Annotated in this window: 13 protein-coding genes; 6 read left to right on the forward strand and 7 right to left on the reverse strand. The window is 58.9% G+C overall.

All coding sequences use genetic code 11. The features are described 5' to 3' along the window. Positions 1 to 36 precede the first annotated feature (36 nt). Positions 37 to 564 carry a spore protease YyaC gene (gene yyaC / locus EXY20_RS28405; protein ID WP_135555570.1) on the reverse strand — a complete coding sequence of 176 codons (528 nt, stop codon included), beginning with the start codon at positions 562 to 564 and terminating at the stop codon, positions 37 to 39. Beyond that, complete coding sequence (locus EXY20_RS28410) at positions 561 to 2501, reverse strand: dihydroorotate dehydrogenase (protein WP_135555572.1); 1941 nt, start codon at positions 2499 to 2501, stop codon at positions 561 to 563. Before EXY20_RS28410 ends, yyaC begins: the two co-directional genes overlap by 4 nt. A gap of 158 nt (positions 2502 to 2659) precedes the next feature. Here EXY20_RS28410 and EXY20_RS28415 point away from each other — a divergent pair, with 158 nt between their 5' ends. After that, positions 2660 to 3484 carry a metallophosphoesterase gene (locus tag EXY20_RS28415; RefSeq protein ID WP_135555574.1) on the forward strand — a complete coding sequence of 275 codons (825 nt, stop codon included), beginning with the start codon at positions 2660 to 2662 and terminating at the stop codon, positions 3482 to 3484. 69 nt (positions 3485 to 3553) lie between these two features. Here the strand turns inward: EXY20_RS28415 and EXY20_RS28420 are convergent, their stop codons facing one another. Then, positions 3554 to 4648 (reverse strand): ParM/StbA family protein, encoded by a 1095-nt coding sequence (locus tag EXY20_RS28420; protein WP_135555575.1) that lies wholly within the window; start codon positions 4646 to 4648, stop codon positions 3554 to 3556. 218 nt (positions 4649 to 4866) lie between these two features. On the opposite strand from EXY20_RS28420, the gene EXY20_RS28425 reads away from it, so the two are divergent. The 3 genes from EXY20_RS28425 (at position 4867) to EXY20_RS28435 (ending at position 7714) form a co-directional block, all read left to right on the forward strand. Next, complete coding sequence (locus EXY20_RS28425; protein WP_135555577.1) at positions 4867 to 5964, forward strand: DUF2920 family protein; 1098 nt, start codon at positions 4867 to 4869, stop codon at positions 5962 to 5964. Between the two features lie 174 nt (positions 5965 to 6138). Beyond that, on the forward strand, positions 6139 to 7134 hold the full coding sequence (locus tag EXY20_RS28430) for a peptidoglycan DD-metalloendopeptidase family protein (protein ID WP_135555579.1): 996 nt from the start codon (positions 6139 to 6141) through the stop codon (positions 7132 to 7134). Between the two features lies 1 nt (position 7135). Further along, positions 7136 to 7714: a bactofilin family protein gene (locus EXY20_RS28435; RefSeq protein WP_135555581.1), complete on the forward strand. Its 579-nt coding sequence runs from the start codon at positions 7136 to 7138 to the stop codon at positions 7712 to 7714. Between the two features lie 70 nt (positions 7715 to 7784). Here the strand turns inward: EXY20_RS28435 and EXY20_RS28440 are convergent, their stop codons facing one another. Both EXY20_RS28440 and EXY20_RS28445 read right to left on the reverse strand, forming a co-directional pair. Then, positions 7785 to 8075 carry an alpha/beta-type small acid-soluble spore protein gene (locus EXY20_RS28440; protein ID WP_135555583.1) on the reverse strand — a complete coding sequence of 97 codons (291 nt, stop codon included), beginning with the start codon at positions 8073 to 8075 and terminating at the stop codon, positions 7785 to 7787. A 58-nt stretch (positions 8076 to 8133) separates the two neighbouring features. Further along, positions 8134 to 8988, reverse strand: a complete 855-nt coding sequence (locus EXY20_RS28445) for a DMT family transporter (protein ID WP_135555585.1) — start codon at positions 8986 to 8988, stop codon at positions 8134 to 8136. Between the two features lie 237 nt (positions 8989 to 9225). Between EXY20_RS28445 and EXY20_RS28450 the strand changes: the two genes are divergently transcribed. Further along, positions 9226 to 10095: an AraC family transcriptional regulator gene (locus EXY20_RS28450; protein WP_167859586.1), complete on the forward strand. Its 870-nt coding sequence runs from the start codon at positions 9226 to 9228 to the stop codon at positions 10093 to 10095. Positions 10096 to 10183: 88 nt separating this feature from the next. Next, positions 10184 to 11557: an ADP-ribosylglycohydrolase family protein gene (locus EXY20_RS28455; protein WP_135555589.1), complete on the forward strand. Its 1374-nt coding sequence runs from the start codon at positions 10184 to 10186 to the stop codon at positions 11555 to 11557. 1069 nt (positions 11558 to 12626) lie between these two features. Here EXY20_RS28455 and EXY20_RS28460 read toward each other — a convergent pair. Together EXY20_RS28460 and EXY20_RS28465 are read right to left on the reverse strand one after the other, a co-directional pair. Next, positions 12627 to 13490 carry a transglutaminase family protein gene (locus EXY20_RS28460; protein ID WP_135555590.1) on the reverse strand — a complete coding sequence of 288 codons (864 nt, stop codon included), beginning with the start codon at positions 13488 to 13490 and terminating at the stop codon, positions 12627 to 12629. After that, positions 13487 to 14443: an alpha-E domain-containing protein gene (locus EXY20_RS28465; protein ID WP_135555592.1), complete on the reverse strand. Its 957-nt coding sequence runs from the start codon at positions 14441 to 14443 to the stop codon at positions 13487 to 13489. Before EXY20_RS28465 ends, EXY20_RS28460 begins: the two co-directional genes overlap by 4 nt. Between the last annotated feature and the right edge of the window lie 23 nt (positions 14444 to 14466).

Raw genomic sequence — 14466 nt, forward strand, 5'->3', positions numbered from 1 at the left:
CCTGTACATTGTTTTGCTATCAAATCAACCGCAGCTTCAGGCCGGATCGAACGCCTGACCGATCGCCGAGGCAATCGTGCGCGCCATCCCCATAACGCGGTGCAGCGAAGCCCGCTGAAGCGCCTTATACGGCGCATCTGTCAATTCGCCGACGATGGCGGCGACGGCGTAATCGCCGATCGGCGCGAAGCCGCGCCCCGTCGCCGCGCCCGGCACGAGGCCGCCGACGCCGACCTGATAGCAGCCAACCGAAGCCGGCTTGCCGAGGCAGGCGTCGATCGCCAGCGTCGTCCAGCCGGGCTCGAGCCGTTCAAGCATACGCGGCATCGTATCCGCGTCGCACGGTTCCTCCAGCGCGCCGATCACACGGCGATAGCCCGCTTCGCGCAGCATCGTGCCGACCAGCGGCCCAAGCGCGTCGCCGGTGGAACGATCGGTGCCGATGCAGACGAATGCGAGCCGCTCCGCGGTGACGCCGTTCGCCGCCAACTGCGCAAAATACCGCGGCAGCCGATCGGCCCCGAACAGTTTGCCTTTGCTTACGGTCAAGGTGGTGCCGCTCATGTCGAACTCCCTTCGTTGTTGGCTTGTCTGCCAGCCGGCTTCATCATATACGGGTAAAGCAACGCCAGCCCCGCCACAAATAGCGCAATCGCCGCGTAAGCAGGGAGCAAGTGGATAAAATCGGTGTAGCCGATCGTCAGATGGACGCTGATCCCCGCGGCGAAGCCCGGCAAACCGGCGGCCAGCAAGGTCAGCCAGAGCCAGCGTTCGCCGCGCTGGATGCCCCAGAGGGAGGCCGCGAGGATAGCGACGGCGTCGGAGAACAACGCGCCGCCGAAGCCGGCGCGGTCGTGCGCGATGAGCGGCAGCAGCCGATCGTTGAGCTCGGCCAGCGCTTCGGCCGACGCGCATAAGAACGTCAAGTCGGTCGGCACAAAAACGCGCGTAATGCCGACGCCGGCGATCACCAGCCCGCCGACGGCAAGCGCAAATCCGAGCGACACGAGCATCAACTGGCCCCACATCGCCAGCTGCCAATCGCGATCGTTGCGAAGGCCCGGCGGCTTGCGCGACGGCCGATCCGCCGGCCGCCGCATCGCCAGTACGAACATCGGCAGCAGAATGGCGGCGGCAGCGGCATGCAGCGGATCGAAATAACCGTAGCCGAGGTACAAGAAGAAGCTGGAGAAACCGACGACGCCGGAGGCGAGCAGGGCGGTTTTGGCCCAGTGCAGCTCACGTCGCAAGCCGTGCCTCCCCAGTTGGTAATAGAGAATGCCGATCGACAGCATCGTGCCGGCCAGTGTGATCCGGTCATGCGACATGAACGGGAGCAGCCGCCCGTTCGCTTGCTCCAGCTCGCCCCGCAGCATGTCGAGAAACGCTTCGTCATACGGAAGCACAACGCTGCTGCCGGCAATCAGCCAGGCGATCGCGCCGCCGACGATCATGCCGAGCCCGAGCAGGCACATCCAGCCCCACGACGACCAGAACGAAGGGGCGGGAGGTGGCTCCTCGTCGCGAATTCGCTCGTAAATGACCGCCTCGTTGATCCGCTTCGGCAAGCCCGGCCCCGAAAAGACAAGCCCGCTGTGCAGTTGCACAGCGTTCGCGCCGGCGGCCATCAGCTCGAGCGCGTCCTGCGGCTCGTGCACGCCGCAAGCGGCGATCAGCGCCGGTTCCGCGCCGTATCGCTCGCGGATCAACCGCAGCAGCCGCTCGCCCGGCTCCTTTGCGCTGCGGCCGACGACGGCCGGCTCGCCGGGGACAACGCCGCTGACGGCATCGCCGATGACGACGCCGCTCCAGCGCTTCATATCGACGCCGTCCAACAACTCAAGCAGCCGATCCGCCGTACAATCCGGCGGCACATACAGAAAGAGCCGGCGCCCGCCTTCCGTCAGCTGCGCAAGCACGTTCGCCGTTTGCGCCGGCGTTCGCGCTTCGTCGAAAGCGTCGACGAAGAAGCCCGCCGCGAACGGCTCGAACCGCTCCATCAGCTGCAACAGCTCGGCCGCCGCCGCTTCCGCAGGCAACCCGGGCATCGGCCGGATGCGCACCATCAGCGGCAGCGCATGCCCCGGCCCGCGCTGCAGCCGGGCGACGATCGCGTCAGCCCCGTCGTTCGCGTACGGCTCGGGATACAACAGCGTTTCCTGCCGCAGGTCGCGCCCGATCGCCCGCTCCGGCCGTATAGCCTGCAAGCTGACAGGGCCAATCTCGTAATAGCCGAAGCCGAACGGGGAAAGCGCCTTCTGCGCGACCCCGTGCGGATCGACGCATCCGCTCAGGCCGACCGGATAGCGCAGCGGCACGCCGCCGACCTCATCTTCGAGAATCGGCGACAGCTCCATATGCCCCATCGTTCGTATGACGAACGTACCGCCCGGCAGCCGGCTGAGCGCCCCCATGGCGCCAAGCGTCAGCGCCCGCGCCCGTTCGGCGGACAAACCGGACAGCAGCGGTTGAAACAGCGTGCGATACGACCAGTCGGGCATTCGCCACCTCACCTTGGCATTGCATTCGTTTGCCTCGTTGTATTTCTTATTATAACAGCCGGGGGGGAGACGTTCGAGCCCGTCGCCTTGAAAGAGGACTTCCGCTGCGGCTATGGAATTAAGAAGTCAGGAGAACGTTTCATGAAAGGGTATCGCCAATGGTCCTCATCGTACTGGTTGTTGTTCTGCTGTGCATCTTCTTGTTAGCCATGCAGACGTTATGGGTCAAACGCTCCGTTCATCGTCTTCGGACGGAATCCGAGCCTGCTTTTACCGTGGTGCAATTGTCCGATTTGCATGGCCGCATCCGATTTCTCAACGGTTCGTTAAGCGGCATGGTCAATCGCATAAACCCCGACTATGTCGTTATTACCGGCGACCTGACATCCAGGAAACATCAGTTCGACCGGGTGTTGAATGAAATACGGAACATAAACTGTTCCTCCATTTATTTCGTGCCGGGCAACTATGAGCGGGAAGGCCGGGCAGGAATCAGCAAAAAAAGATATACCGAAGAAGAGTACCAAACGATGATGCGAAGGCTGCAGAAACAGAATGTGGTTGTGTTATCGAACAGCAGTTCAACCATCGCAGGGAACCCGGGGAAATGTTTGCTCTACGGCTTCGACAACTCCATCTACGGAAACGAACGGCTGACCGTCGCGAAGGAAGAAATCGAATCGTACGAGTATTGCATCCTGCTTGCGCACTCTCCCGACATCGTCCGTTACATCCGGGAGAAAGAACTCCCTTACGATTTGCTGTTGGTCGGACATACGCACGGAGGCCAAATCCGGTTGTTCAATCGCACGATCGGCGCTTATAAAAACTGTCACGTCGGGCTCAAGAAAATGGACCATCGCAAACACTTCTACATCAATCGCGGCCTGGGTACGGTGAGGCTGCCGTTCCGCCTGGCATGTCCACCCGAAATCGCGGTGTTTCATTTCGGCGCCGAGCGTCCTTCCCGATCTCGCCGCTGAAACAACAACAGCCCCGGACCAACTTCGTCCAGGGCTGCCGCCGCTTCCGTTCCGGCCAACAAGCGCGCGTCAAATCGCCGCCGGTTGGTTGTATTTGCTTTTCGCCAGCTTCAAGTAGCCGTACACGTTCTGCAGCTCGCTGTCGTCCACGAAACGCAGTTTGATCGGCCCCGCCGCGTCGAGAATGTAAGGCTTGAGCGCCGAAGCGCCGCCGCCGATTACGTAGAAGCATTCGATGTCCTGGTACTTGTTCCACTTCTTCTTGATCAGGTCGACGATCCGCTGCGCGGCGCGCGAAAAATACATGTCGACGATCGGCTTGATGTCCGCTCTGCCTTCCCCAACGCGCTGGATATAGTATTGCCGGTTGCGGATGCGGCCGATCAGCTTCGTCCGGCTCGGGAACCGGTAGCCGTAGCTGTCCTCCACGTCGCGGATGATTGCGTCCAAATAGCTGGCCAACCCCATCTGTTCGCCCGAGCTGAACTGGTTGTCGATGCTCATTCGTTTGATGACGGGAAAGTCGGTCGTCAGCGCCCCCATTTCGCAGATGCCGATGCAGCCGTAGTACAGCTCCTCGTCCTTGACCTGTAAGCTGTCGTACGTCGCCATATGGAACAGCGCGGCGGCACCTTCGATCGACACGAGCGCCCGGCGGATGCTCACCTTCACCCTGCGGCCCCGCAGCTGCGGCGTCGTCAGGAACGTCACCTCATGCTCGCCGATGAGCCGCTCCTCGAACGTGCGATGAAACTTGGAGTAAGTGCGCACCGGCAGCCCGGTGCCGATAATGTATTCCACTTCGTCGGTCGAATTGTAAGAAGGAACGTTCTGCGATTGCCCGGCGACCCCGGCGTAGGCAAGCGTAGTGAGCGCGACGACAAGCGACTGGTCGGACAACGCCTTGTTGTCGGTTTCCTCAAGCTCGACGTTGTCTTCATTCTCGACAGCGAGCGTCCCGACAAAATAACGCTGGTTGTTGCGGGCCAGCTTCGGACTGTAGACCATAACGTCCAGCGCCTTGAGCGGCGAGTCCTCCTCCTGCAGAACTAGCCGCTCGTACCCCGCGGCGACTACGTTCGGCACGATGACCGGTTCGTTTATGCCGTCAACGACCACCTTGATCGTGTCATTACCCACATCGATCCCTGCAAGCCTGATCATGTACAGTTCTCCATCCCTTCATGACGATGCTACCTCAAAATCGCTACCTACTCATTTCGATTTATTCCGCCGAAATCCTCCAGCCTTTAGCACTATTTTTGCCAAAAGAAGTCGAATCCTTTCCATTTCCGTTTGCCGGAGGCTCGTAATTTATACGCCGATGCTTTAAAATTTTTTACGCATCCGATTCGTCGAATAACGTCTGTGGAGGTAGAAATATGGCGAATGAGTATGATATCACGATCCCGGCCCATCCCAATCTGTACACAGGCGACGAGCGGCAGCTCAAAATATATTTCGGCGCACCGGAACAAATCAACGCGGATACGGGAATGGTCCTATTCATTGCCGGTTACGGAGGGCATAGCGGGTCCAAAGTATATACAAAAATGCGGTCCGTGCTGGCAGACACCTTTAACCTTGTTACCGTTCAGTGCGACTACTTCGGCCATGAGTTCATGCAAAAGCCCAAACAGATCGATGCGACGCCGTTTTGCCTGAATGTCCAAAAGAAAACGGGAATCCCGGCGTCTGCGATCAATTCGCAGTTAAACGGGGTTGAGGACATGGTGAGGCTTGCGGAAAAGTACGACATTCCCCTGCTGTTCAAAGAGGCGCTGGGCGAGTCGAAGGGCAACTTCAACGATATGTCGCTGATGCAGTCCATAGACAATATTACAGCCGTATTGGCTGTAATCGCCATTCTCCAGGACAACGACTACCCGTTCAACACGCGCAAAATGGTGACATTTGGCCATTCGCACGGAGCCTATCTGGCGTATTTATGCAATGCGTTCGCCCCGGGCTTGTTTAAGTTGATGATCGACAACTCGTCGTATTTATACCCTATATTCATGAACCCGCTCGAGCGGCGGATCGGCGAGCTTACGTTGGACGGTCTGATACTGCGGGTTTATTTCGATTACATGGCGACCACCATGAACGAGGTTGATCGGAATATCATGGACCTGGAGTGGCTTTACGGGCAAATCGAAAATCGATGCCAATGCATGGTATATCACGGCTCGAAGGATCATATGACAGATACCGGCCGCAAACGGGAGTTTAGCCGCAGCATCGGGGCGCGGTTCGAAGAGGTTGCGGAAGACCGCGTGGACGGGCAATTGTTCGGTTCCGCCGAGCATGGGCTGCATGCCGATTTTTTCAAACTATTCGAGCATGTCATGGAACGGTTTCATTTTGACCGCTCAACGGTTTGGACACCCCCGGACACGCTGATACTGGAGTCGGAAATGGCGGCATATACGTTCGATTATTCGAGCGGTCTGGTAAAAGTAAACAAAAGACTTGTATAATTGCAAGCTTTGGAGCAACTATGCCGTACGGCACCTGAATGTAGGGCTTCCTTCCCATTTGGCCGGATTTTTGCCACAATCCTGTCGAGTGAGGAAGGTTTTTTTCGATTCGTGACGAATACACAACACATATCGAACTTACCTACATATTCCAACTGTCAACGGAGCGGACGCATGAACGGGAAATGGATTCGAAAACGATTTACTTTCATGGTCATCTCCGATGCCAACAGCCATGTGATCCGGTTCCGGATCGCGGGAGTCGTCCTGTATTTCGGCGTCATTGCCGTGCTGTGCGCGCTTGGGGCGGCCTACTATTACTACCAGGTGCACAAGGAATCGGAATTACTGAACGGCCATCTGAAAGCCGAAATGACCGATCAGACGCAAACCTTCGCCGAGTCGCTCCTCGACAAAAACTCGACCATCGAGCAGCTGCAGAGCGAGCTCATCCGTCTGTCCGACCAGGCGGAGGCGATCAAAGCCAAGGTGGAGGAATTCAAGAAGTTCGAGAGCGAAATGAAATCGATCGCCGGGACAGACGGCAAGGGAGGCCCGCTCGCCAGCGCGCCGCCGTCCGGGGAGAAACCCGCTACGGCAGGGATCGGCGGTACGAACGTGCCGGCCAGCGAGAAGGATGTGGACGACCTGGTCGAACAGGCGCGGCATAATTATTCGACCATCGGCGACGAAATCAACGCGTTGACGGGCAGTCTTACGGTGACGAAACAGAAGGTGCTGGAAACGCAGCATCTGCTCCAGGTAACGCCAACGCTTTGGCCGACGATTTCGCATGCGATTACGTCCGGTTTCGGGGTTCGCATCGATCCGTTCACGAAAGCGCCGAGCTACCACAGCGGCATCGATTTTGGCGCCAATCTGGGGGATCCCGCCTATGTCACGGCCGACGGAACGGTCAAATCGACCGGCAGCGACTCCACGCACGGCAACAATATCGTCGTCACGCATGAGAACGGCCTTTCCACCTGGTACATGCACCTGAGCAAAATCGGCGTCAAACCCGGCGAAACCGTCGTCAAAGGCCAGATCATCGGCCGCACCGGCAATACGGGGCGCAGCACGGGGCCACACCTGCATTACGAAGTGCTCTTAAACGGCGTCAGCATCGACCCGAAACCATACTTGCAAGCGGTAAGAAAGGACGATTAGCATGTTCGCGAAGAAGAAACCGCTCAATCCGAACACGACCGATACGTTGATCGGCGAAGGCAGCATGTTCGAAGGAAAAATCAAGTCCGAAGCCGGCATCCGCATCGAAGGCACGATTACCGGCGATGTGGAATGCATGGGCGACGTTACCGTCGGCGAAGCCGGCACGGTGAAGTCGAACATCGCCGCACGCAACGTCATTATCGCCGGCAGCGTGCACGGCAACGTGACGACCAAAGGCAGCTTGCGCATCATGGCGACCGGCAAGCTGTTCGGCAACATCGTATCGCAATCGTTCGTAATCGAAGAAGGCGGCGTATTCCAAGGTTTCAGCAAGCGCGAAGGCGCGGAAGCCGCGGCTGAGGCCGCTGCCGGCACGGAAGGAACGGAGCAGCGGCCGGACAAGGCGGAAGGAGCGGAAGCCCGCGAGCGGCAGGAGCGGGCGGCTGCCGCGTCGGATCCGGAGCGCGAACGCGAACGGGAAAGAGAGCGGGCATGGGAGCGCGAACGCGAACGGGAGCGCGAGAAGGAACGGGAGCGCGACTATAACCAGCCGGTAACGACGCCTTTCGGAGGGTAGACGCAATTGGCTCCGCAGCATGAATAAAGGCCGCTGTCCATTACGGATAGCGGCCTTTATTCGAACCCATTTACCGGCTTCGCGCCAGTTGTTCCTGCGCCAGCTTGACCATTTCGCGGACCATCGAACCGCCGATGCGGCCGCCCACTTTGCCGGCCGATTCCGTCGTCAATTTGCCGTTGTAGCCCGGCGCAAGCGGCACCCCGATCGTGCGGGCCACCTCATACTTGACGTCGTTCGGCCGCTCGGGATCGACGGCAAACCCTTCCTGGCGCATGACCTGCACTTTGAACATATCGACGCTGCGCTCCGCTCCGGGAACAAGCAGTTTCCTGCTTCCCCTGCTTCGGTTTCTGGACAACCGTCTCCCTCCTTTCGCCCTTATTCGGTTGACGGTAGTTTGCCCCGAAGCCGCCGTTCTATGCAGCACGCCGATCGAACGAATGCAGCACGAGTCCGGCGATCACGATGCCGAAGCCGATGAATTGCGCCGCGGACAACGATTCGCCGAGCAGCAGCCAGATGAACAGCAGCGTGAAGAACGGCGTCACGAACGACAGACTGGCGACCAGCGACGGCGGGCATCGTTTGAGCGCGCGAATCCAGAGCAAATTGCCGAGGATCAAGTTGCTGAGGCCCAGCCAAACCAGTCCGGACAACGCGCTGAATCCCGGCATCGCGCCAAGCGACGAAGTAACGAACAGGCTGATGGCGGAAAGCGCAAACGACGACGCGGTATAAATAAAATTCGCCACGATCAGCGACGTCTGGCTGCGCCGGGTCAAATGCGAGAACAGCGCCCACGACATGGCGCCGCCAAGCGCCAACAGATCGCCCGACAGGTTAAAAGAGGCAAGGTCGATCGCTTGTCCGCCAGTGACAATCACGATCATGCCGACAACACCCGCAACAATCGCCGCAAGCTTGGCCAGCGTCGGTTTTTCGCCGAAGAAGGTAATGCCGAGCAAGACGATGAACAGCGGGAACATGTAGTTCAGCATGGACGCTTCCACGACGGGAATCATGCCTAACGATTTGGTATAAAAGAAATAATACAAATACGAGAGCACCCCAAGCAGCGCAAGCTTGCCTGCCTGGGCAAACCGCAGCCGCGCCAGCTCCGCGCGAAGCTCGGGACGGCAAACGACCAGAAGGCCGAGGCCAATGAAGCCAAAGCCGAACATGTAAAACTGCAGCTGATAGCTGTCCAAATCGCCCAAAACGAGCTTGCCGATGGCGGCGAACGACCCCCACAGCACCAAAAGAACGCCCATCAGGGCATACGGATTGTCCGCCAAACGGTTGTTATTGATTGCGCTTCTCTCCTTCTCGCCTTTGCGCCGGATTCGCCAACGATTTCGGTGCCTAGCCGATCCTGGCGACCTCGACTATTATACCATAATCCGGAAACGCTGATGGCGAAAGAAGAGGTAACGCAAAATTCTTATGTGGCGGGAAAACCATGTGGTAGAATGATCGTATCGATCCTACGAAATGGACGGAGGCTGTCCATGAAGCTGGCCATTACCTACGATCACAACATTCCGATCAACGCGTTCCGCTGGACGCCGCGCGACGTCATGGAGCCGCTTCATTCCCATTCGAGTCTGGAAATCGGCTGCTGCGTTTCCGGCCAAGGTTTTTTTTATTTCGGCGACAAACGGTATCCGGTGCGGCCCGGCGACGTTTTCCTGGTAAACAATGAAGAGCTGCATATCGCCCAGTCGGACCGTACGAACCCCAGCTCTTACATCTTCGTGAACTTCGATCCGCATTGGCTGCTGAAGGAAGAGGAGTCGTTGCTGCTCCCTTTCGCCTATCGTTCCGACCGGTTCGAGAACCGGATTCCGGCCGAATCGCCGCTGGCCCGGCAATTGGCGGCATTGCTCGCCCGTTTGCACGAAGAGCTGGAACATAAACAGGAAGGCTACCTGAGCATGGCCAAAAGCGCGCTGCTGGAGCTTTGCGTACTTTTGCTGCGCCATTATGCCGCACAAGTGTCGCATGCGGAGTGGCGGCGGCTGAACGAATCGTTCCGCAAGCTGCGACCGGCGCTCGCGCTGCTGGAGGAGAAGTTCCGCGAGCCGCTGGAACTGCGCGATGTGGCCGAGGTGCTTGGCGTTACCCCTTCGCGCGCCAGCCATCTGCTCCGCGAAGAGCTTGGCCGCGGGTTCAAGGAGCTGCTGCTGCAACAGCGAATGAACGAGGCGAAGCGGCTCTTGATCAGCAGCGATCGCAGCATCGCGGACATCTGCTTCGAAAGCGGATTTCAGAGCGTCGCTTCGTTCTACCGGCTGTTCAAAGCGCATGCTGGCGTGGCGCCGCTCGACTACAGGGCCGCACAATCGCCGATAAACGCAATTATTGAGAACCGCCCTTGAACGCATGAGAAGATCGCCCGGCACCGGTCCCGTATAATACAAGTATGCCGAAAAACGGCGTGAATGAGGATTCGGGAGGGAACGAACGATGGCCGGTTGGGCGCCACTGCGCGATTTGGTGCGGGAAGAAATACAGCAGCGCAGCGAAGAAGGCTGCGATGTGCAAGGCTTTGTCGAACGGGTGGAAGCGGCAGGAAACGATGACCAACAATTGCTTCAGTTGTACGAACAATTGATGGCGTTGCCGGTGCGCGGCGATTTTGCTTATGAGGAGCCGTCCGAGCTGACGGACATTCGCCGGTTGCGCCCGGAAGGCCCGCGGCGGCTTTCCGCCGCACACAGCGAGGAGGTTTGGCGGGATAAATTTTACGGCGCCTGGTTGGGCCGGAGCGTCGGATGCGCGCTGGGCAAACCGGTGGAGAACAGCCATTTCATGCGCGGCTCGTTCGGCAATCCGGGGTGGCGCAACGTGCAGCTCTGGTTCGAAGGCGCCGACGCCTGGCCGATCCGCGGCTATACGCCGGAATTTTCCCGTGCCGAACAGGAAGTCGGCATCAAGGTCAACAAGACACACAGCCTGCGCGAGCGGATCGAGCATATGGAGACGGACGACGATATCCGGTATACCGTGCTTGGACTCCTGATGCTCGAGGAGCGAGGACTCGATTGGGATTCGTGGCATATCGGCAAAATGTGGCATCGGCTGCTGACTTACGGGCAAGTGTGCACGGCCGAAACGCAGGCCTATTTGAATTTCACGCAAGCTACGTCGCATATCCACGGACAGAAGCCGGACGATTGGGAATCGCGCAAAGATTGGGTGCGCACTCATCTGAACCCGTACCGCGAATGGATCGGCGCGCAAATCCGCGCCGACGGCTTCGCTTATGGCGCCGCCGGCAACCCGGAGCTTGCCGCCGATTTGGCTTGGCGCGACGCTTCGTTCTCACACGTGAAGAACGGCATCTACGGCGAAATGTTCGTAGCTGCGATGATCGCCGCCGCTTTCGTCGAGTCCGACCCCGAGCGCATCGTCGCCATCGGCCTGTCGGAAATTCCGCGCGGCTGCCGGCTTGCGCACGATATTGCCCTTGCTGTCGAAATTGCCAAACAGGCCAACGATCAGGTCGAGTTGGTCGACCGGATTTGGGAAGCGTTCAAGCACTATGACCCGGTGCATACGAACAATAATGCCGCGCTGGTAGCGGCGGCGCTCGTGTTTGCCCGCGGCGATTTCGAGCTGGCGGTCACTACGGCCGTGCTCGGCGGCTGGGACACCGACTGCAACGGCGCCACGGTTGGCTCGATCATGGGCGCGGCGCTCGGAGCCGCCGCCTTGCCGGCGAGCTGGACGGAGCCGCTGCACGATACGCTGTATGCGGAAGTGAGCGGCTTCCATCCGATCGCCATCTCCGCCTGCGCCGAACGCAGTTACCAGGTATTCCGCAAGCTGGCGCACTAGCGCTTGTGCAACGGGAGGGGCGGCCCACAATGCTGTCAGGTTAAGGCAAAGCAAGCTTCGTTGTTACGTCAAACTTGCCGCCCCTCTCCCAATGCTTTCAGGTTAATGTGGGACAACAAAGGAATTGTGACATCAGACATCTATTATGGCCAGCAACGTTGTCGCTTGAACCGGGCCTGCATCCCCCTCCTTCCCCTATGCCCCCCCCCTTATGCGCCTGCTTTTTCTGCTCGCTATCCCTTTGACTCAGACCGAAGCGAAAAGTCATCTCCGGGATCCCCTTCTGCCTGCTATCCCCTTCGCTCAGACCGGAACAAGGTTGTCCTCTCCGCAACTTCCTTTCTGCCCGCTATCCCTTTGACTCAATCTCAAGATCCCATTTCAAGAAAAATGCCCCCTACGATGCAGCGACACCATGCAGGGATACCCTTCAGACTTGTTACATCCAAACGCCAACTTGAGCCAACGGGATAATCAACAGATACGAACTGACGCGAATGGCTAACGAATATATGCACGCTCGCCGCCGCTTCCGCCACCCACCGCTGCAGACTATCCGCTTCCACAAATGGGCGGGACCACAGGACATTTGGAAGTAGCGCGTGACGGAGATGGTACCGAGGACGGCATCAGTAGCTTGAGGACGACGGTAGTGTCGGGACAATCAATAGTTGCTTGGGGGCGCCGATGGTACGAGGGCAATCAGAAGTAACTCGGGCGTGGCGGACAATCAGAAGTAGCCTTGAGTGCAGCATTAGTGTCGAGGACAACCAGAAGTAGCTTGGGGTGCGGCGATGGTACCATGCCATTTCGAGCTACTCCCGTGTCGTCGTAGGAGCGTTCCACCTGCCTCATGGTTCGGCTGGGAGCGAAATAGTCCATGAAAAATGGCTTATTGCCTCCATATCGGCCGTCTCTTCAAAAATAACCAGTGAAAACACTGGTTATTTGGGCGAAACGGCCCCAAACCGGGCAAATTCACACAAATAGCCAGTGAAATCACTGGCTATTTAGAAGCGACTGCCCATTTTTAACGAAATAGGCCATAAAAGATGGCCTATTTCGCGCGCTAATCCTCCACTCGCCGCACATCGACGAGCACTTCCAGCCGCTGTTCACCCGTACCGCGGTACACGCCCTTCACCGGCACGATGTCCGGATAGTCGCGGCCGTGACCGAGCTTGACGTAACGCCCGTCGATCGTCGCGTCGTTCGTCGGGTCGAAGCCGCGCCAGCCCGCGCCGGGCACAAACGCCTCGATCCAGGCATGCGACGCCTGCTCGAAGTCGGCGCTGCCCCCTTGCAAATCGCCGACAAAATGATAGCCGCTCACATAACGGGCCGGAATGCCGCGGTACCGGCAAACGGCGAGCATCAAGTGGGCAAAATCCTGGCAAACGCCGCGGCCGAGCCGGAGCATTTCGTCCACCTGCGTACGCACATGCGTCGCTTGCGGGTCGTAAACGAACTCGCCCTTGATGGTCAGCGACAGCTTCCGCAGCCAGGCGTACACCCCGTCGTCCAACGAGCCGATGCCGGCGGCGAATTGCCGCACTTCGGGTGTCGCTGACGTATACGGTGTCGGCAACAAATATTCCGCATAGCGGTTATGCGTCGACTCGTCGTCGATCCAGCGCCGCTCCTCCTCCGGCGTCATCCCGTTGTCCGGCGAAGGACCGCTGTTTTCCGTAACGACGGTGGTCGTCGTGCGGATCATGAGCTGGCGGTGCGGCTTATTGACGGTAAACGCATGCACCCGGTTGCCGAAATAGTCTTCGTACGTGAACAAAGACGCATTCGGCTCAATCGCAATCGCCTGGCTGTAGCAGGACTGGCGGCTGTTCGTCCGCGGCGTCAGCCGAATTTCATTGACACTGTCCGTCACCGGCTCGGCATACGTATACCGGGTCACATGGGAAATTTCGAGCTTCATGCGCTGGCCTCCCGAGCGCGAAAAAACGTCGTCGCAATCGCCACCCCAAGCTGCTGGCAAGATGCCAGCATTCCTTGCAGCAAGCCGTCCAACAGCTCCGGCTGCATATCTTCCCGGTCGAGGCAGGCAAGATCGGCGTTCGCCTTGGCCGCAAGCCGGATCGCCTTGTCGTGCGGCGATTCGGAGGCGCCGTCCGCAAGCGCGATGCCGCGCAAATGGCCGTCCAACTCGCGAAACGCGAACCGCACCGAACGCGGAAACGCCGCGCCGCGGATCAGGAAGTCGACGATCGCCTCGATCGATACGGCATCGGCATAGTACCGGCGAAACGCCTGGTAACCGCTGACCGACTTGAGCACCGCCAGCAAATACGGATAAGCGGAAGCGCCATCCTCCCGCGCCGCCCGGTGGACGGATTGAATGATGCGCACCGTGTTCTCCGCCCGCTCCAGGCAGCGGCCGCATTCGATCAGATGCCATTCGTTCTCGCGCAGCATGACCGACATTTCCATGCCGTAGAACAGCCCGGTCCACTCCTTGATCCGCCTGTAAAACTGATGCGGCGACTCGCCGACGATATCGCCGATCTGCTGCTCTCGCAGCCACAAATAAAACGTGTTAAGCACGTCCCACAGCTCGCTCGGCACTTTTTCGCGGAGCGTGCGGATGTTGTTGCGGGCGTTGCTGATGCACGACAGCATCGAGTTGGCGTTCCCTTTGTCCAGCGTCATGTAGGCAAGCACGTCCCGCTCCGTAAAAGCGGCGCCGTATTGCTGCGTATAATCGGCATGGCTGCCGAGCGCCTCGACAATGCGCGACCATTTGAGATCGGACGGCGAAACGTCGTTTTCCTGCTGGATATGGTAGTGCACATCGATCAGCCGCGCATGATTTTCCGCCCGCTCCGTATAGCGCCCCACCCAAAACAAAGCTTCCGCGTTTCGGTTCAGCATACGTCATCCCCCATTTCAAATGA

It is taken from the genome of Paenibacillus cymbidii (assembly GCF_004764705.1).
In the GTDB taxonomy this organism is placed as follows: Bacteria; Bacillota; Bacilli; order Paenibacillales; family NBRC-103111; genus Paenibacillus_AN; species Paenibacillus_AN cymbidii.

Excerpts from the sequence above, each read along its gene's own strand:
- EXY20_RS28455 (WP_135555589.1), top strand. The coding sequence starts at position 10,184 with ATGGCCGGTTGGGCGCCACTGCGCGATTTGGTGCGGGAAGAAATACAG.
- EXY20_RS28435 (WP_135555581.1), top strand. The coding sequence starts at position 7,136 with ATGTTCGCGAAGAAGAAACCGCTCAATCCGAACACGACCGATACGTTG.
- yyaC (WP_135555570.1), bottom strand. The coding sequence starts at position 564 with ATGAGCGGCACCACCTTGACCGTAAGCAAAGGCAAACTGTTCGGGGCC.
- EXY20_RS28415 (WP_135555574.1), top strand. The coding sequence starts at position 2,660 with ATGGTCCTCATCGTACTGGTTGTTGTTCTGCTGTGCATCTTCTTGTTA.
- EXY20_RS28430 (WP_135555579.1), top strand. The coding sequence starts at position 6,139 with ATGAACGGGAAATGGATTCGAAAACGATTTACTTTCATGGTCATCTCC.
- EXY20_RS28460 (WP_135555590.1), bottom strand. The coding sequence starts at position 13,490 with ATGAAGCTCGAAATTTCCCATGTGACCCGGTATACGTATGCCGAGCCG.
- EXY20_RS28425 (WP_135555577.1), top strand. The coding sequence starts at position 4,867 with ATGGCGAATGAGTATGATATCACGATCCCGGCCCATCCCAATCTGTAC.
- EXY20_RS28420 (WP_135555575.1), bottom strand. The coding sequence starts at position 4,648 with ATGATCAGGCTTGCAGGGATCGATGTGGGTAATGACACGATCAAGGTG.
- EXY20_RS28410 (WP_135555572.1), bottom strand. The coding sequence starts at position 2,501 with ATGCCCGACTGGTCGTATCGCACGCTGTTTCAACCGCTGCTGTCCGGT.
- EXY20_RS28465 (WP_135555592.1), bottom strand. The coding sequence starts at position 14,443 with ATGCTGAACCGAAACGCGGAAGCTTTGTTTTGGGTGGGGCGCTATACG.
- EXY20_RS28445 (WP_135555585.1), bottom strand. The coding sequence starts at position 8,988 with ATGGGCGTTCTTTTGGTGCTGTGGGGGTCGTTCGCCGCCATCGGCAAG.
- EXY20_RS28450 (WP_167859586.1), top strand. The coding sequence starts at position 9,226 with ATGAAGCTGGCCATTACCTACGATCACAACATTCCGATCAACGCGTTC.